The organism is Haemophilus sp. SZY H68 (assembly GCF_018829685.1).
In the GTDB taxonomy this organism is placed as follows: domain Bacteria; phylum Pseudomonadota; class Gammaproteobacteria; order Enterobacterales; family Pasteurellaceae; genus Haemophilus; species Haemophilus haemolyticus_K.
On record NZ_JAHKKB010000001.1, the window covers coordinates 363,755 to 381,460 of the forward strand.

Here is a 17,706-nt window from a genome sequence, read left to right on the forward strand (position 1 = left end):
ACTTTATTCATCCGATTTTAATCTATGCTATTGCACTAAATGGATGTGAACTTTTATAAGATATTTACTTTTAGGCTGGAAAAAATATGTTAAACCAAGTTTCAAATACATTACTGACACCAAGTAATCTTTCAACTAAAGCATTGCTCAATATTTTCGACATGATGTCGCATCGCAATATTGACTATGCTGATTTGTATTTTCAACTTAGCCAAGATGAAAGTTGGGTATTGGAAGATGGCATTATAAAAGAAGGTGGTTTTCATATTGATCGTGGTGTTGGCGTGCGGGCAGTTTCTGGTGAGAAAACAGGCTTTGCTTATGCCGATCAAATTAATCTTGCCTCTTTGCAGCAATGTGCGGAGGCGGTAAAGGGAATTGCGCAAGTAAAACAGGGAAATTTGATTTTGCCATCCGCTTTTAATGTTGTAAATCCTATTGCTCGTTATGCAGCGATTAATCCTTTGGAAAGTTTGACTAAAGAGAAAAAAATTGAGCTATTACATTTGGTTGATCGTACAGCGCGCGCAGAAGATCATCGCGTAACTCGCGTATCAGCAAGTCTTAGTTCCGTTTATGAAGAAGTATTAGTCATGGCGATGGATGGTACGCTAGCTGCAGATATTCGTCCTTTAGTTCGCTTATCTATTTCTGTGCTAGTAGAGGAAAATGGCAAACGTGAACGAGGCAGTTGTGGTTCTGGTGGGCGTTTCGGTTTAGATTGGTTCTTTGAAGTGATTGATGGCGATATTAGAGCAGTACAATTTGCTAAAGAAGCGGTTCGTCAAGCTTTAGTAAATCTTAGCGCAGTTGCAGCCCCAGCTGGATTAATGCCTGTTGTATTAGGTGCTGGTTGGCCAGGCGTATTGTTACACGAGGCGGTAGGGCATGGTTTAGAAGGGGATTTTAACCGTAAAGAAAGTTCACTTTTCACAGGCAAGATTGGTGAACAAGTGACTTCAGCGTTATGTACGATTGTGGATGATGGCACGATTGAAAATCGTCGAGGTTCATTAACTATTGATGATGAAGGTGTGCCAAGCCAATGCAATGTACTCATCAAAGATGGCATTTTACAAGGTTATATGCAAGATAAAATGAATGCTCGTTTGATGGGCGTCGCACCAACAGGGAATGGACGACGTGAGTCTTATGCCCATTTACCAATGCCTAGAATGACTAACACCTATATGCTTGCTGGACAAAGTCAGTTTGATGATTTGATTGCTTCTGTAGAACAGGGCATTTATGCACCGCACTTTGGTGGTGGGCAAGTGGATATTACGTCTGGTAAATTTGTATTTTCTACTTCAGAAGCTTATTTAATTGAAAAAGGAAAAATCACGAAACCTGTGAAGGGCGCAACTTTAATCGGTAGCGGCATTGAAGTGATGCAAAAAATTTCTATGGTTGCAGATAAATCAGAACTTGATTTAGGTATCGGGGTTTGTGGCAAAGAGGGGCAAAGTGTGCCAGTCGGCGTTGGACAGCCCGCACTAAAAATTGATGAAATTACTGTTGGTGGTACAAATTAAACCAAAATTGTGCAAAAGATCACAAAAATCCCATTAAAATTGGATTTTTACTGGCAATCTTATTCAAATTTTGATAGTCTCGGGCAGAAATTTATTTTATATCTTTTAATTATTTTAAATTATGTTAAAAAGAATTTTAGTTATTATCGGTTTAGCGACGCTCGCAACCGCTTGTTCTAATGGTCCACGAACGGCAAATCATCAGGTTATTTCAGAAAGTGATGATGCTCAATTAACGGGTTTGATTAGTAATTTAGAAAAAGGTAATCGTTCAGGGATTTTCCATAAAGTGAGAACAAACCGTTCATCTGCATTGATGGGTGATAAGGCTTTAGCTGGTGTGTATGATGAATGGGTGGGAACCGCTTATCGTATGGGCGGTACAACTAAACGTGGTATTGATTGTTCTGCATTTATGCAAACGACTTTTTCTGAAGCATTTGGCATTGAGTTGCCTCGTTCTACGGCTGAACAACGTTATTTGGGTAAACAAATTAGTAAATCAGAGTTGAAAAAAGGCGATTTAGTATTCTTCCGTAAAAATAACCATGTCGGTGTTTATATTGGTAACAACCAATTTATGCATGCAAGTACAAGCCAGGGAGTGACTATTAGTTCTCTTGATGAAGATTATTGGGCGAGAGTTTATACACAATCTCGTCGTATTATGTAGTATAGAAAGAAATGAATATTTAGTTCATTTTTTACATAAGAGTATTTATATTTAATAAAATAATAAAGGCGAATGTAAATAAAGTATTTACATTCGCCATTTTCATTATTTTGCAAATGGATCACGTAAAATCATGGTTTCTACACGATCAGGACCTGTTGAAAGAATATCAATTGGTACCCCAGTTACTTCTTCAATACGTTTAATATAATTAATACAGTTTTGTGGTAATTTATTTACATCTGTGACGCGGAAAGTATTTTCTTTCCAACCAGGTAATGTTTCATAAATTGGTTCTACACCTTCCCAATCTTTCGCTGCTAATGGTGCATATTCAACGATTTCACCATTTGGCATTTTGTATGCAACACAGATTTTTACTTCATCAAAACCATCTAATACGTCCAGTTTGGTCATGCAGAAGCCAGAAATAGAGTTAAGTTGGATTGCTCGGCGAATGGCGACGGCATCGAACCAACCACAACGACGTGGACGGCCTGTTACCGCACCAAATTCGTTACCTTTACGCGCAATTTCAGCACCCACATCATCAAATAATTCTGTTGTGAATGGGCCGCCACCTACACGAGTACAGTAAGCTTTGATGATTCCAAGTACATAGTCTAAGTTACGCGGGCCAAAACCAGAGCCTGTTGCAACACCACCAGCCGTTGTGTTTGAGCTGGTTACATACGGATAAGTACCATGGTCGATATCCAACATGGTACCTTGCGCACCTTCAAATAAAATGTGCTCACCATTTTTGCGTGCTGTATCAAGAATTGTAGTGATGTCTGCCACCATACCAGTGATTACATCGGCAATTGCCATTACATCATCTAAGGTTTTTTGATAATTGACAGGTTCAACCTTGTAGTAGTTCACCAATTGGAAATTATAGTATTCAAGGATATTTTTGAGTTTTTCGGCAAAGGCTTCTTTATCAAATAAATCGCCTACGCGTAAGCCACGACGAGCCACTTTATCTTCATAAGCAGGTCCAATACCACGACCAGTCGTACCGATAGCTTTTTTGCCGAGTGCTGCTTCACGGGCGTGATCCATAGCCACATGATAAGGTAAGATTAAAGGACAAGCTTCAGAAATTAACAAACGTTCACGAACTTTAATACCACGGCTTTCAAGTTCGCCCATTTCTTTCATTAATGCTTCAGGTGAAACCACAACGCCATTACCAATTAAGCAAGTTACGTTTGGATGTAACATACCAGATGGAATTAAACGTAATACTGTTTTCTCTCCATTGATGATAAGTGTATGGCCTGCGTTGTGACCGCCTTGGTAACGAACTACGTATTTTACGCGATCCGTTAGAAGATCGACGATTTTCCCTTTACCTTCATCGCCCCATTGAGCGCCTAAGATAACAACACTTTTTCCCATAATTTCCGCCTTTTATTCGGTTAAATTAGTCAAATGAACAGCCGTTTACTTTACTCTTTTTCGGCTTTAATCTCAATTATATAAAAGAAAAAGTGCGGTGATTTTTCACCGCACTTTGGGGTTAGACTTTATTCAAATAAGGATTTGTGTAATGAACGAACGACTTCGTCAGCATGTTCACTTTGCACGAGCATACAAATATTGTTGGTGCTTGCACCATAGCTAATCATTCTTACATTATAAGGCTCAAGAGTATCAAAAATTCCTTTTGCTACACCTGTTGCAGTATGTAAATTATTGCCGATTAATGCAACTAATGATAATCCAGTATCGACTTTCACTGAACAATATTGACGAAGTTCATCTAACAATTCGGTTGAAAGTAATTCTGCCCCTGAAGATGCGGAGCCTGTTTTATCCAATGTCAATGCAACGCTCACTTCTGATGTGGTGATAGTATCCACAGAAATTTTGTGTTTAGCCAAAATGTTAAATACATTCGCTAAGAAACCTTGTGCATGCAGCATACTTAAGCTGGAAAGCGTAAGTAAGGTTTGATCTCGGCGTAGCGCAATTGCACGGAAAGTTGGACGTGGTTGAGGATCGCGAGTGACCCAAGTTCCGCCCGCTTCAGGGGCTTTGCTTGAACCTACATAAACGGGGATATTGCTGCGTACTGCAGGGAGTAATGTGGCTGGATGTAGCACTTTTGCGCCAAAGGTTGCCATTTCAGCTGCTTCAGCAAAGCTCATTGTGTCGATACGTTGTGCAGCTGGAACAATGCGTGGATCGGTTGTGTAAATACCAGCAACATCAGTCCAAATTAAAACGTCTTTTGCATTTAATACTTCGGCTAACAAGGCAGCAGAGTAGTCGCTACCGCCACGGCCTAATGTGGTTGTTTTACCGCTTGGTTCACGTCCGATAAAACCTTGGGTGATGACTAATTCGCCGCGGTCTATTAATGGTTTTAAAATGCTATCACTGTTTGATTGAGTTTGTTCATCATTTGGTGCAGCTTTACCAAAATGGTTATTGGTTGCAACAATCGTACGGACATCAACCCAAGTGCCCGATGCGTTTTGTTCACGTAAAATCTCAATAAAGATTTGAGTTGACATCATTTCTCCGTGACTGATGAGTTCATCAGTTAATGCGGGAGAGGTTGCAAGGCTAGCTGCTTCGGAAAGTGCGGTAATATTTTCAAGATATTTTTCAATAATCGGACGAACTCGGCTGTCGTCTTTTAATTCATTCAAAATATTCTCTTGAATTTGACGGATTTCACCAATTAATTTTTCACGTTCTGTCGCTTCTACACCATTTGCTAAAGCGACTAATAAATTCGTCATGCCAGCTGATGCAGAAAGCACGACTACGCGTGTATTTGGATCAGTGATGACAATTTTGGCGCAAGCTGTCATTGCGGCGTGGTTGGCTACAGATGTTCCGCCAAATTTGGCGACTGAGAGATGGGACATAAGATGCTCCTGAGATGTTGTGATTTTTTAGAATAGTTGGTATAGAAATAACGATTTAGGCATTTTTTGTCAAATAGATTTTATTGACAAATGAAAAAATGCCATTTTTTTAATCATAATATAAATAAAATTTATATATGAATGTGAAAAATAAAAAATTGGAGACACAGAATAGGAATGCTTACAATGCAAACTGCAAACGTGTAAAAAACAAGTAAAGTGTTTTTTTAATAATCAAATAAACATATAAACACAAATTTTTTCAAAAAAGTATTTGACGAGGTCTCTTAAAATCAGCATAATACGCCCCGCAAAGCCGATATGGTTAGGCAAATTAAGGTAATGGCTACATAGCTCAGTTGGTTAGAGCACAACACTCATAATGTTGGGGTCGCAAGTTCGAATCTCGCTGTAGCCACCAGATTTGCGGGACTGGCGAAATTGGTAGACGCACCAGATTTAGGTTCTGGCGCCGAGAGGTGTGTGGGTTCAAGTCCCTCGTCCCGCACCATTTATCGCTTTGTAAGTCAAATAGTAGTTGGGGTATCGCCAAGCGGTAAGGCACCGGGTTTTGATCTCGGCATCCCTAGGTTCGAATCCTAGTACCCCAGCCATGCTATCAAATAAATCTTCTTTATATCTAATCAACGATTTCTCTGTTGGGGTATCGCCAAGCGGTAAGGCACCGGGTTTTGATCTCGGCATCCCTAGGTTCGAATCCTAGTACCCCAGCCATATTTCCTGTATTATTACTATTTGATATTGTTTACTAAGCTAAACAAATAATTTATTTTTAGAAATTTAGTAAGTAAGATAGTTATAAAATAGATTATATTGTTATCTAGATCAGTTGTATTCAAGCTCATCTGATGTTGAAAATAATATGGGAGGATGTCCTCCCCCCATTTATATTAAGATTAAGAAATAAAAAGGATTTGATGAAAGATCTCTTAATTTTCTTTAAATTCTTCCATCATTTCTTGCGCTTTTTTCACCATTTTCTCTGAACCGACAAATAATGGGATTCGTTCATGAAGTGCAGTTGGTTTTATATCTAAAATTCTACGATAACCATCACTCGCAATTCCTCCTGCTTGTTCGGCTAAGAAGGCTATAGGATTACCTTCATAAAGTAGGCGTAACTTACCATTCGGGTAATTAGTTGCACTTGGGTAAATATAAATTCCACCTTTAAGTAAGTTGCGATGGAAATCAGCAACAAGCGATCCAATGTAGCGAGATGCATAAGGACGGTTAGTGGTTCTGTCTTCTTCTTGACAATATTTGATATATTTTTTTACACCTTGAGGAAATTTTAAATATTGTCCCTCATTAATAGAATAAATACGTCCATCTTTTGGCATTTGCATATTTTCGTGAGAAAGACAAAATGTGCCGATTGATGGATCATAGGTAAAGCCGTTAACTCCGTTACCAGTGGTATATACTAACATTGTTGATGAACCATAAACAATATAACCAGCAGCAACTTGTTTATTTCCAGGTTGCAAGAAATCTTCTAATGTTACTGGTGTACCAATTGGTGAAACTCTACGATAAATAGAGAAAATTGTTCCGACAGATACATTTACATCAATATTAGATGAACCATCAAGAGGATCTGTTAATATAATATATTTTGCATTGCGACCACGTTCTGTATCGAAAGCGATAAAGCTTTCTTCTTCCTCTGATGCAAATCCCGCGACTTCTTCTCGTGCCATTAAGGCTGCTCTCATTGTATTGTGTGCAAATAAATCTAGCTTCATTTGGCTTTCACCTTGCACATTTTCTATACCTGATTGTCCAAGGATATTAGTTAGGCCCGCTTTATTGATATCACGATGGATAATTTTAGCAAGTAATCGTATTGACGATAAAATTCCACTTAACTCCCCTTTTGCATTAGGGTATTCAGCTTGCCGTTCTACAATAAATTCACTTAATGTTTTCATAATTTTCCTTTAGTCTTTAATTATGACTTAATTATAGAAAACTAGTGAAAATAATGCTAATGAAAGAGTGTAAAAATGTGATCAAGATCACATATTAGTAACATTTAATCAAACAGGCTATAATGGTCAATCAATCATTATAGATATATTTAATCTACAATTAGTCAATTTTTCAATAATAAAATTTATTACTATAATGGGTACTGTATTTTTATAGTCTATGAATTTTTATTTATTTCATCTTAAGATTTCAATAGAATGGTAAAAATATAACGAGAACATAATATTGATTAATGTAAGAAGGATATATATGTCAGAAGAAATTCTACCTAGTGTTAATCGTTTAGAACAAGAAATCTCAGCTAAAAATTATGAACTAGCTTGTTTAGAACTTATAAAAATTTTAACTAAACTTGATTGTAATTTTGGTGGAATTGAAGGAATACAATTCGATTATCCAAAACAGCTTTCTGATTTATCGGAAAAACATTTGACGTATTTTTGTACACGCGTTGCAAATGCAGTAACTAATTTATTTATAGATCCTGATTTACATATTTCAGAAAGTGGAGCACTGCGTTTTATTACTTTACAACGTTGGTTGACAATGATTTTTTCAACCTCCCCTTATGTTAATGCAGATCATATTTTAAGAACTTATAATATTAATCCTGATCCTAAAGGTGATATGTGTTTAAAGACTGATTTTTCGTCATTCGCAAAATTCTGTATTTTATATTTGCCAGAATCAAATATTAATGTAGATTTAAATGCACTCTGGGAAATTAACAAAGCGCTTTGTGCTTCACTTTGTTTTGCATTGCAATCACCTCGTTTTATTGGAACAAGTACGGCATTTAATAAGAGAGCTGCTATTTTACAGTGGTTTCCTGAAAAATTAGCAGAGTTTGAGAATTTAGATGAATTACCTTCAGGTATTTCTCATGATGTTTATATGCATTGTAGTTATGATTTTGCAAGTAATAAACACTATGTAAAGCGAGCTTTAAATAAAGTAATTCGGGGGCATTTATTAGCTCTGGGGTGGGAAGATCGTAAGATAATTTCTTTGGGGCGTTATAATGATAAGCCAGTAATGATTGTATTACTAGAGCATTTTAATTCAGCTCATTCAATTTATCGTACTCATTCAACTTCAATGATTGCCGCTCGTGAACGATTTTATTTAATTGGCATCGGGAGAAAAGAGGTTGATAAAGCTGGGCGTGATGTATTTGATGAGTTTTTTCAACTTGAAGGGAATAGTATTCTAAAGAATCTTGAGTTTATTCGTAGAACATGTGAAGAATATGGTGCGGCAGTATTTTATATGCCAAGTATTGGGATGGATTTAATCACCATTTTTGCAAGTAATACGCGTCTTGCTCCAATTCAAGCGATTGCGCTAGGGCATCCTGCAACTACATATTCTGATTTTATTGAATATGTAGTTGTAGAGGATGATTATGTGGGCTCGGAAGATTGTTTTAGTGAAACCTTAATACGTTTACCAAAAGATTCATTACCTTATGTACCATCAGCATTAGCGCCAGAAAAAGTAGACTATTTACTTAGAGAAGATCCAGAGATTGTCAATATTGGTATTGCTGCAACGACAATGAAAATGAACCCTAAATTTCTTGAGACTCTACGAGAGATTCGGGATAGAGCTAAAGTAAAAATACATTTTCACTTTGCTTTAGGTCAATCTTTAGGTATCACCCATCCCTATGTTAAGTGGTTTATTGAGAGCTATTTAGGGGATAGCGCAACAGCTTATGCTCATGCGCCTTATCATCAATATCTCAATATTTTAGGTCAATGCGATATGATGTTAAATCCATTTCCATTTGGCAATACCAATGGCATCATTGATATGGTTACTTTGGGCTTAGTAGGCGTTTGTAAAACTGGTATAGAAGTACATGAGCATATTGATGAAGGTTTATTTAAACGTTTAGGTTTACCTGAATGGCTTATAGCTAAAACTATAGATGAATACATTGATTGTGCTGTTAGTCTTGCAGAAAATCATAGAGAACGACTTAAATTACGTCAACACATTATCGAAAATAATAGATTGAATACACTTTTTATAGGCGATCCAAGTCCTCTGGGGAGAGTACTATTAGAGAGAGTAAATGAATTAAAATTGTAATTATTAATCTGCACTTTAAAAATCTGATTATCTATCAGTAATTAGAGTGCAGATTATTTATATATTAAAAACTAACGCCATGATTTAAATTGATTAATTAACCCATTGGTTGAACTGTCATGACTTGATACTTTTTCAGAATCTGTTAATTCAGGAAGAATTCTGTTTGCAAGTTGTTTGCCTAGTTCTACACCCCATTGATCGAAGCTAAAGATATTAAAAATCACACCTTGTACGAAGATTTTATGTTCATACATAGCAATTAATGCCCCCAAGGTAAATGGCGTGATTTTTTGAACAAGAATTGAATTAGTTGGCTTATTACCCGTAAATACTTTAAATGGAACAATATTTTTTACATCATCTAAAGATTTACCTGCTTTTACAAATTCAGCCTCGACTTCCTCTTTTGTTTTTCCGAACGCTAATGCTTCTGTTTGTGCGAAGAAGTTAGAAAGCAATTTATTATGATGATCTGCCAATGGGTTATGGCTTTGGGCTGGCGCAATAAAATCACAAGGAATTAAAGTGGTGCCTTGGTGAATTAATTGATAGAACGCATGTTGTCCGTTTGTACCTGGTTCTCCCCAAATAATCGGGCCAGTTTGGTAATAATTAATGACATTGCCATCACGATCCACATATTTACCATTTGATTCCATATTACCTTGTTGGAAGTAGGCAGCAAAGCGATGTAAATATTGATCATAAGGTAAGATCGCTTCTGTTTGTGCACCAAGGAAATTAGTATTCCATAATCCAACTAATGCTAAAGTGGTTGGAATATTTTTTTCAATTGGAGTAGAGCGGAAATGTTTATCCATTTCATGCGCGCCATTCAATAACTCTTCAAAGTTTTCAAAGCCAATTGATAGTGCAATTGAAAGACCAATAGCTGACCATAAAGAGTAACGACCGCCAACCCAATCCCAAAATTCAAACATGTTATTGGTATCAATACCAAATTTTTCTACATCTTTAGCATTGGTTGATAATGCTGCAAAATGTTTTGCAACCGCACTTTCATCTTTCGCTGCTTTCAGTAACCAATCACGTGCACTTTGCGCATTTGTCATGGTTTCTTGAGTGGTAAAAGTTTTCGATGCCACTAAGAAAAGCGTTGTTTCTGGATTGACTTTTTTAAAGGTCTCTGCAATGTGTGTGCCATCGACATTTGAAACAAAGTGCATATTTAGGTGATTTTTATATGGGCGAAGCGCTTCGGTTACCATATAAGGGCCTAAGTCAGAGCCACCAATACCAATATTCACTACATCAGTAATCGCTTTGCCTGTATAGCCTTTCCATTCGCCAGAAATAATACGCTGACAGAAATCTTTCATTTTAGCTAACACTGCATTGACTTCAGGCATAACATCTTTACCATCAACAAGCACTGGAGTATTAGCGCGATTGCGAAGTGCGGTATGTAGTACAGCCCGATTTTCAGTACGATTGATTTTTTCACCAGTAAACATGGCTTCTTTTGCGCTATCAAGAGAGCATTCTTGAGCAAGTTGGCGAAGATGTGAAAGGGTAGTTTGATTGATGTTGTTTTTGGAAAAATCTACAAGAATTTGGCTATTGAATGTTAAAGAATAATCGTCAAAACGATTTTTTTCTTGTTTAAATAAATCTTGGATGGTGATGTTTGACAATTCAGCTTTATGTGTTTCGAGAGATTTCCACGCATGGGTGTGAGTCGGGTTAATGTTTTTCATGGTATTTCCTTTCATTAAAAATAATCAAAATTTTAACCGCACTTTCTAGAATTTCTATTAGAGAGGGACTGAATCCCTCTTTTCAGAAAATGCAGTGATTAACAGATTAATCAACATATTCAGTTATAACACGCGGTGTTAATTTTGTAATTAGCTCATAGCTTAAAATTCCTGTGAATTTAGCTACGGTTTCAATAGGTAATTCCTTACCCCATAGAATGACTTCATCACCTACTTGATCTTGGCTATCAGGTCCTAAATCAACGGTTAACATATCCATTGAAACCCTTCCAACGATTGGCACGATACGACCATTCAAATAAACAGGCGTGCCTTCAGGAACATCTCGAGGATATCCATCGCCATAACCAATAGCCACAACGCCGATTTTTGTATCATGTGAACTAGTCCAAATGCCACCGTATCCAACTGGTTCACCTTGTTTATGGTTGCGAACAGCAATCAATGATGAAGTTAAATTCATCACTGGTGTTAAACCAAACTCAGCACCGACGGTATCAGTTGGTGAAATTCCATACATAATAATGCCAGGGCGGATACATTCCAGATGAGATTCAGGCCAGAAAAGAATGCCGCCTGACGCTGCAATAGTACGTTCACCTTGTTTATCTTTTGTAGCGGATAAAAAACGATTTATTTGAAGTCGGGTGTAATCTGATTCTAATTCATCAGCGCGGCTGAAATGGCTGACAAAGCCCAAGTGCGGTTGAATATATGGAAGTTTTTTAAGTTCATTATAGAAAAAATCGACTTCATCTAATGCAACACCTAAACGATGCATGCCTGTGTCTATTTTTAACCAAACTTTAATTGGGCTTGGTAAATTCGCACGTTTTAGTGCTTCCAATTGTTCACGATTATGTATGATAGTTTCGATATTATTGACCGCTAAGACGGGCAAATCTTGTTCATTAAAAAAGCCTTCAAGCAATAAAATTGGTTTAGTAATACCATTTGAACGTAATGCCAAAGCCTCTTCTAAACGAGCCACGCCAAAGCAATCTACATTTTGTTCTAAAGTTGATGCAACAAACACAACACCGTGACCATAGGCGTTTGCTTTAACCACAGCAATAATTTTGCTATTTGGTGCTTTTTGTTTAATGATTTCTAAATTCTGTTTTAAGGCGTGCGAGCTAATTTTCGCTGTCGCCGGTTTTACATTCATTGTTATTCCTTAATAATCATCATGATATTCACGTTGTTCGGCGAGATTGTCGAAGCGTGAGAATTGTCCATTAAATTTTAATCGCACTCGACCAATCGGGCCGTTACGCTGTTTACCGATAATAATTTCTGCAATCCCTTTATCTTCCGAGTTATCGTTATAGACTTCATCTCGGTAAATAAACATAATCAAGTCTGCATCTTGTTCAATGGAGCCTGATTCACGTAAATCTGAGTTTACAGGGCGTTTGTCTGCACGTTGTTCTAAAGTACGATTTAACTGAGAAAGGGCGACCACAGGCACTTGTAATTCTTTAGCGAGCGCTTTGAGGGAACGAGAAATTTCCGCTATTTCTAGTGTTCGGTTATCTGAAAATGCTGGTGCGCGCATTAATTGCAAATAATCCACCATAATCATACTTAATCCACCATTTTCACGATAAACTCGGCGTGCACGGGAACGAACATCAGTAGGCGTTAGGCCTGAAGAGTCATCGATATAAAGATTATTTTTTTGCTTGAACATCCCAACTACGCTGGCAATTTTGTTCCACTCGATTTCATCTAAATTTTGACCTGTTCGAATTTTAGTTTGATCAACACGAGCAAGCGATGCGATCATACGCATCATAATTTGTTCTGCTGGCATTTCTAAACTAAATACTAAAACGGGTTTTTCACTTGCCATTGCGGCATTTTCGCAAAGGTTCATGGCGAAAGTGGTTTTACCCATTGACGGACGTGCCGCAACGATAATTAAGTCAGAAGGCTGTAAACCTGCCGTTTTTTTATCAAGATCAGTGAAACCGGTCGTAATGCCCGTTACGCCAGAATGATTTTCAAGTTTGCTCAAAATATCGATTTTTTCAATAGTACTTTCCAGCACATTGATCACATTTTGTGGGCCTTCGCTAGAAGTCGTCCGCTTTTCTGCAATCGCAAACACTTCACGCTCAGCCTCATCAAGAATTAACTTGATGTCTTGCCCTTTGGGTGAATAACTATTTTCAGCAATACGATTTCCTACCGAAATAAGTTCTCGTAATATGGCTTTTTCTCTCACAATATCCGCATAAGCCAAGATATTAATCGCATTCGGCGTATTATTGGAAAGCTCTGCTAGATAGGCAAATCCACCCACTTCATCGCTTACGCCACGGCTTCTTAAGGCTTGATCTAGCGTAATTAAATCAATAGGTGATTGATTACGCATGAGATGTTCCATTTCTGTAAAAATTAGACGATGCTGAAAAGTATAAAAATCGTCGGCAATCACACGTTCAGCAATACCATCCCAATGTTGATTGCTCAGCATGATGCCACCCAACACGGCTTGTTCAGCCTCAAGTGAGTGTGGTGGAATACTTATTTGTGCCGTTTTTTTGTCAGAAGATTTGATTTGAGGTTGTGATGCCATAGGACTTATTTCGATACTAGAATATCACCTATGATACCGCAAATATCTATTGGATTTAAGTGAAAAGTGCGGCAGAAAAAGGAAATAAAAAACGGTGGAAAAATCCACCGCTCTTTCATTTTAACGTATCTAGATTGTTGATTATTCAACAATTAATGTACGACATACATTGGTTTGTGTCGCACCTTGACCACCGTGAGTAACAAGCACTAAATCACCAGTAGATAAGTAACCTTTTTCTTTTAATGATTGAAGTGCTACTTTTGCACTGGTTTCTGTGCGGCTATCTTCACCATGGTAAACTGGAGTTACGCCACGGTACAGTGCACAAAGGTTTAAAGTTTCTTGATTACGAGATAAAGCAAAGATCGGTAAGCCAGAGCTAATGCGTGACATTAATAATGGAGTACGGCCTGTGCTAGTTAAAGTGACAATTGCTGCAACACCTTTCATGTGGTTTGCTGCATACATTGCAGACATTGCAACAGATTCTTCAATGGTTTCAAACTCTTTATCCATACGGTGACGAGAAACGTTAATGCTTGGCATTTTTTCTGCACCTAAACATACGCCAGCCATTGCGGTTACTGTTTCAGAGGGATATTGACCAGCTGCTGTTTCTGCAGAAAGCATAACCGCATCAGTACCATCTAATACTGCGTTTGCAACATCCATCACTTCAGCACGAGTTGGCATTGGGTTGCTAATCATTGATTCCATCATTTGAGTCGCTGTAATTACCGCACGATTTAATTGACGTGAACGACGGATTAATTTTTTCTGTACGCCGACTAATTCAGGATCACCGATTTCTACACCTAAGTCACCACGAGCAACCATGATAACATCAGATGCTAAAATAATATCGTCCATCGCTTCATCAGTAGCCACTGTTTCTGCACGTTCAACTTTAGCAACGATTTTTGCATTTAAACCAGCTTGTTGGGCAAGTTCACGCGCATAATTTAGGTCAGCGCTTGAACGAGGGAAAGAAACAGCTAAGAAATCAACGCCAATACGTGCAGCGGTGATAATGTCTGCTTTATCTTTTTCTGTTAAGGCATCTGCAGATAAACCGCCGCCTAATTTGTTGATACCTTTATTATTTGATAATGGACCACCAACAGTAACTTCAGTAAAAACTTTCGCCCCATCAGTTGATAATACTTTTAATTGAACACGGCCATCATCTAATAAAAGAATGTCGCCAGGAACAACATCTTGCGGAAGGGTTTTATAGTCTAGACCAACAGATTCTTGTGTGCCTTCACCTTTTGGTAACTCTGCATCAAGAATGAATTTGTCACCAATGTTTAAGAAAATTTTACCATCTTTAAAGGTAGAAACACGAATTTTAGGACCTTGTAAATCACCTAAGATTGCCACAGTTTTACCTAATTTTTTCGCAATAGAACGTACACGTTCAGCACGTTCAATATGGTCATCAGGTGTACCGTGAGAGAAGTTCATACGAACTACGTTTGCGCCCGCTGCGATAATTTTTTCAAGATTGTTATCACGGTCAGTTGATGGGCCCATAGTACATACAATCTTCGTTCTTCTTAGTCTTCTAGACATTATTTACTCCGTCAATAATTACAAAATTTTAAAAATACTATTTTTACTTGGCTATATATTAGCCAGATGAAAAATCGGTGCGCATTATACGCTTAAAAATTGGGGAAATCAAAAACGGCCCAGTTATTTAAGGCAATACTGTTTACTTTTTTGCCAGTTATCTCGGGTTTTAAGAAAAATACTTGTTTTCAGATTAAAAATATTTATAATTCCTAGCACTTTATGCAGTGCGACTATAGCTCAGTTGGTTAGAGCACCACCTTGACATGGTGGGGGTCACTGGTTCGAGTCCAGCTAGTCGCACCATCTAACCTTTTCATAACCCCGCGAAACTAATCGCGGGGTTTTGTTTTATCTAGGTTTTATGAGTGGTATAAGAGAACAATAAATTGTTCCTATATCAAAACGGCTAAAAACATTTCCATTTTTAGCCGCACTTTTTAATTTTCTTCTTTATTTTCTTTAAATAAGCCTGATGCGCCCTCAGAATAATCTCTTGGCTGTTCATTTTGAGATTTATCTGTTGCAGTAATCAACTGTTGGGTGAATAAACCTTTTTGATCTTTTTCGCCCAGTAAATTATTGGAGGAGGTTGCGTAGTGGCGATAAAGTTTTTGATAATCGTTAATTAAGGTTTTGAATAACTCAGCACTTTCTGCGAAATGTTTTTCGATTTGCGCTTTTTGTGTATCAAGTTGGTTTTTGACTGTTTTTAATTCAGCTTCTGTTTTAGCTTGATGTTTTACGGAACCTTTGGTTAAACGCACAATAATGTAACCAATAAATAATCCAACAATAAAAGCGATACCAATCGCTACCCAAATTTCATTTGTCCAATTTTCCATAATATTCTCCTGTTTATTTGGCTTAAAAACTAGCAGGTTGCAATGATAACAATTTCAACTTTCCAACGAGGATCCGCTAATTTAGCTTCGACTGTTGCTCGACTAGGTGGGCTAACATGATCGACCCATTCATCCCAAGCTTGATTTAATTGTGCATAATCTTGAATGTCTGCCAAGAAAATTTGCGCGGTTAAAATATTGCTTTTATTGGAGCCAATTTCTGCTAACAATTTATCAATTAAACCTAATACTTCTTTGGTTTGTTCATAAGCATTTTGCTCGATGGTTAATTCAGGAACTTGCCCTGCAAAATAGGCGAGGTTGTTATGAATTGAAACTTCACTTAAACGTGCGCTGGGTAAAATGCGTTGAATTGTCATAGTGTTCTCCTTTGGGGTATTTTCTTCTATTCTAAATAGCGTTTACCACTTTGTAAAATCCTCTTTACTAGGCTAGAATACCCGATAATTATTCTCAATTATTTAATCATTATGAAACTGCTTATCTCTAATCAGCATGGTGCTATTGTTATGGCATTGGTGCCTTTTATTTACGGCATGCTACTTGCTAATCCTGTATGGGCGCACGTATTTTTGTTACTAGCATGGTTTTCACTTTATTTGATGACGTATCCTTTTTTGAATTTGTTTAAAGGTAAAAATCTTGAGTTATACAAAAAATGGTCTGTGATTTATTTTGCTGCCTCCGTGATTTTTGCGATTCCGGCGTTAATTTATAATTGGCAAGTGCTGTATTTTATGTTTGCCATGCTGCCGTTTGTCGCGGTGAACATTTATTTCACCAAGAAAAAAGATGAGCGTAACTTATGGAATGACTTAGCTGGGATCTTAATTTTTGCCCTAGCAGGAATGGGATCTTATTATTTTTCTGACCGCACTTTTGATGAAAAAATACTTTGGGTGGCGATTTATCCAACATTATTTTTTATTGGAACAACACTTTATGTGAAATCGATGATGCGTGAGCGAAAAAATCCACGTTATTTTTGGGCGTCAGTGATTTTTCACTTATTATGTGTGCTGATTTTTGTGGTTTCGCAACAATTTATTTTAGCATTAGCTTTTGTTCCCGGATTAGTGCGAGCGGTTTATCTTCCCACTAAAAAGCTTTCTGTTATGCAAGTTGGATTAACCGAGTTTGCGATTACTGCTGTATTTTTTATTTTACTTTTAATAGCAACCTTATAAATGAAACTGAAGTTATTTTTTCATACAGTATTACTTTCTTGTAGCTTGCCTATTTGGGCGATGAAAACCGTTGATATTACAGCGAATTCGAAAATGGATGATCAAGCAAGAATGAATTTGGCACAAGAGTTTGCGAATAAACAACAATGGATCTCAGTTTTCGATATTATGTATCCGATGGCGTTAGAAGGAAATATCACCGCTCAAAGCAATCTAGGCATGTTATATAACCTTGGGCGTGGCACGGTGAGAGACTACGAAAAGGCTTATTGGTGGTTTAGCGAAGCAGCAGAGAAGGGCAGTGTGAAAGGGCTAAATAACCTTGGCGTTATGTACCTACGTGGCGATTACGTCAAACAAAATACAGAGCAAGCCATTAAGCTTTTTGAACGTACAGCTCGAGCTAAAGATACGGATGGAATGATGATGTTAAGTAATATTTATCGCTCACAAAACCAACCTGAAAAATCATTGGAATGGCTGAAGAAAGCCGCTGAATTAGGCAATAAGGAAGCAAAACAGCGTTTATCTAGTCAGCCATAA

The 17,706-nt window shown here is 37.5% G+C and carries 14 protein-coding genes and 5 tRNA genes; 10 read left to right on the forward strand and 9 right to left on the reverse strand.

Annotated elements, in window-relative coordinates:
• The first annotated feature begins 86 nt into the window (after positions 1-86).
• Both tldD and KP712_RS01690 read left to right on the forward strand, forming a co-directional pair.
• Positions 87-1,535, forward strand: coding sequence for a metalloprotease TldD (gene tldD / locus KP712_RS01685; RefSeq protein WP_215770490.1), 1,449 nt, complete (start codon positions 87-89; stop codon positions 1,533-1,535).
• Positions 1,536-1,656: 121 nt separating this feature from the next.
• Entirely contained in the window at positions 1,657-2,208 is a 552-nt protein-coding gene (locus KP712_RS01690; RefSeq protein WP_111407283.1) for an NlpC/P60 family protein, read from the forward strand.
• Positions 2,209-2,313: 105 nt separating this feature from the next.
• Here KP712_RS01690 and purA read toward each other — a convergent pair whose 3' ends face one another.
• On the reverse strand, positions 2,314-3,612 hold the full coding sequence (gene purA, locus KP712_RS01695) for an adenylosuccinate synthase (protein WP_111407284.1): 1,299 nt from the start codon (positions 3,610-3,612) through the stop codon (positions 2,314-2,316).
• 128 nt (positions 3,613-3,740) lie between these two features.
• Complete coding sequence (lysC, locus tag KP712_RS01700; RefSeq protein WP_111407285.1) at positions 3,741-5,093, reverse strand: lysine-sensitive aspartokinase 3; 1,353 nt, start codon at positions 5,091-5,093, stop codon at positions 3,741-3,743.
• Between the two features lie 344 nt (positions 5,094-5,437).
• Between lysC and KP712_RS01705 the strand changes: the two genes are divergently transcribed.
• From KP712_RS01705 to KP712_RS01720, 4 genes are all read left to right on the forward strand, one after another.
• Positions 5,438-5,514 (forward strand) — tRNA-Met (locus KP712_RS01705).
• 5 nt (positions 5,515-5,519) lie between these two features.
• Positions 5,520-5,604, forward strand: a tRNA-Leu gene (locus tag KP712_RS01710).
• 28 nt (positions 5,605-5,632) lie between these two features.
• A tRNA-Gln gene (locus tag KP712_RS01715) sits at positions 5,633-5,707 on the forward strand.
• Positions 5,708-5,753: 46 nt separating this feature from the next.
• A tRNA-Gln gene (locus KP712_RS01720) sits at positions 5,754-5,828 on the forward strand.
• Positions 5,829-6,043: 215 nt separating this feature from the next.
• Here KP712_RS01720 and fbp read toward each other — a convergent pair.
• Positions 6,044-7,048, reverse strand: a complete 1,005-nt coding sequence (gene fbp / locus KP712_RS01725) for a class 1 fructose-bisphosphatase (protein ID WP_048954010.1) — start codon at positions 7,046-7,048, stop codon at positions 6,044-6,046.
• A 310-nt stretch (positions 7,049-7,358) separates the two neighbouring features.
• Here fbp and KP712_RS01730 point away from each other — a divergent pair, with 310 nt between their 5' ends.
• A complete protein-coding gene (locus tag KP712_RS01730; protein ID WP_111407286.1) occupies positions 7,359-9,206 on the forward strand; it encodes an adhesin in 1,848 nt (615 codons plus the stop codon).
• 71 nt (positions 9,207-9,277) lie between these two features.
• Here KP712_RS01730 and pgi read toward each other — a convergent pair whose 3' ends face one another.
• From pgi to pyk, 4 genes are all read right to left on the reverse strand, one after another.
• Positions 9,278-10,927, reverse strand: coding sequence for a glucose-6-phosphate isomerase (gene pgi / locus KP712_RS01735; RefSeq protein ID WP_215770491.1), 1,650 nt, complete (start codon positions 10,925-10,927; stop codon positions 9,278-9,280).
• Between the two features lie 106 nt (positions 10,928-11,033).
• A complete protein-coding gene (gene alr / locus KP712_RS01740; RefSeq protein WP_133498052.1) occupies positions 11,034-12,116 on the reverse strand; it encodes an alanine racemase in 1,083 nt (360 codons plus the stop codon).
• A gap of 9 nt (positions 12,117-12,125) precedes the next feature.
• The gene (locus KP712_RS01745) at positions 12,126-13,541 is read right to left on the reverse strand and encodes a replicative DNA helicase (protein WP_258038567.1); all 1,416 of its coding nucleotides are present in this window, start codon (positions 13,539-13,541) and stop codon (positions 12,126-12,128) included.
• A 132-nt stretch (positions 13,542-13,673) separates the two neighbouring features.
• On the reverse strand, positions 13,674-15,110 hold the full coding sequence (gene pyk, locus KP712_RS01750; protein ID WP_111407289.1) for a pyruvate kinase: 1,437 nt from the start codon (positions 15,108-15,110) through the stop codon (positions 13,674-13,676).
• A gap of 229 nt (positions 15,111-15,339) precedes the next feature.
• On the opposite strand from pyk, the gene KP712_RS01755 reads away from it, so the two are divergent.
• Positions 15,340-15,416, forward strand: a tRNA-Val gene (locus tag KP712_RS01755).
• 134 nt (positions 15,417-15,550) lie between these two features.
• On the opposite strand, the gene KP712_RS01760 is transcribed toward KP712_RS01755, so the two are convergent.
• Positions 15,551-15,955: a YhcB family protein gene (locus tag KP712_RS01760; protein ID WP_215770492.1), complete on the reverse strand. Its 405-nt coding sequence runs from the start codon at positions 15,953-15,955 to the stop codon at positions 15,551-15,553.
• Between the two features lie 29 nt (positions 15,956-15,984).
• Complete coding sequence (locus KP712_RS01765) at positions 15,985-16,335, reverse strand: RidA family protein (protein ID WP_215770493.1); 351 nt, start codon at positions 16,333-16,335, stop codon at positions 15,985-15,987.
• A gap of 111 nt (positions 16,336-16,446) precedes the next feature.
• Between KP712_RS01765 and KP712_RS01770 the strand changes: the two genes are divergently transcribed.
• Positions 16,447-17,163, forward strand: coding sequence for a YwiC-like family protein (locus tag KP712_RS01770; protein WP_065246692.1), 717 nt, complete (start codon positions 16,447-16,449; stop codon positions 17,161-17,163).
• On the forward strand, positions 17,164-17,706 hold the full coding sequence (locus KP712_RS01775; protein ID WP_065246691.1) for a tetratricopeptide repeat protein: 543 nt from the start codon (positions 17,164-17,166) through the stop codon (positions 17,704-17,706).

What these genes read in the sequence shown, in the direction of transcription:
- KP712_RS01760 (WP_215770492.1), bottom strand. Translation starts at nt 15,955, where the DNA reads ATGGAAAATTGGACAAATGAAATTTGGGTAGCGATTGGTATCGCTTTT.
- pyk (WP_111407289.1), bottom strand. Translation starts at nt 15,110, where the DNA reads ATGTCTAGAAGACTAAGAAGAACGAAGATTGTATGTACTATGGGCCCA.
- pgi (WP_215770491.1), bottom strand. Translation starts at nt 10,927, where the DNA reads ATGAAAAACATTAACCCGACTCACACCCATGCGTGGAAATCTCTCGAA.
- KP712_RS01730 (WP_111407286.1), top strand. Translation starts at nt 7,359, where the DNA reads ATGTCAGAAGAAATTCTACCTAGTGTTAATCGTTTAGAACAAGAAATC.
- fbp (WP_048954010.1), bottom strand. Translation starts at nt 7,048, where the DNA reads ATGAAAACATTAAGTGAATTTATTGTAGAACGGCAAGCTGAATACCCT.
- tldD (WP_215770490.1), top strand. Translation starts at nt 87, where the DNA reads ATGTTAAACCAAGTTTCAAATACATTACTGACACCAAGTAATCTTTCA.
- lysC (WP_111407285.1), bottom strand. Translation starts at nt 5,093, where the DNA reads ATGTCCCATCTCTCAGTCGCCAAATTTGGCGGAACATCTGTAGCCAAC.
- alr (WP_133498052.1), bottom strand. Translation starts at nt 12,116, where the DNA reads ATGAATGTAAAACCGGCGACAGCGAAAATTAGCTCGCACGCCTTAAAA.
- purA (WP_111407284.1), bottom strand. Translation starts at nt 3,612, where the DNA reads ATGGGAAAAAGTGTTGTTATCTTAGGCGCTCAATGGGGCGATGAAGGT.
- KP712_RS01690 (WP_111407283.1), top strand. Translation starts at nt 1,657, where the DNA reads ATGTTAAAAAGAATTTTAGTTATTATCGGTTTAGCGACGCTCGCAACC.
- KP712_RS01765 (WP_215770493.1), bottom strand. Translation starts at nt 16,335, where the DNA reads ATGACAATTCAACGCATTTTACCCAGCGCACGTTTAAGTGAAGTTTCA.
- KP712_RS01775 (WP_065246691.1), top strand. Translation starts at nt 17,164, where the DNA reads ATGAAACTGAAGTTATTTTTTCATACAGTATTACTTTCTTGTAGCTTG.
- KP712_RS01770 (WP_065246692.1), top strand. Translation starts at nt 16,447, where the DNA reads ATGAAACTGCTTATCTCTAATCAGCATGGTGCTATTGTTATGGCATTG.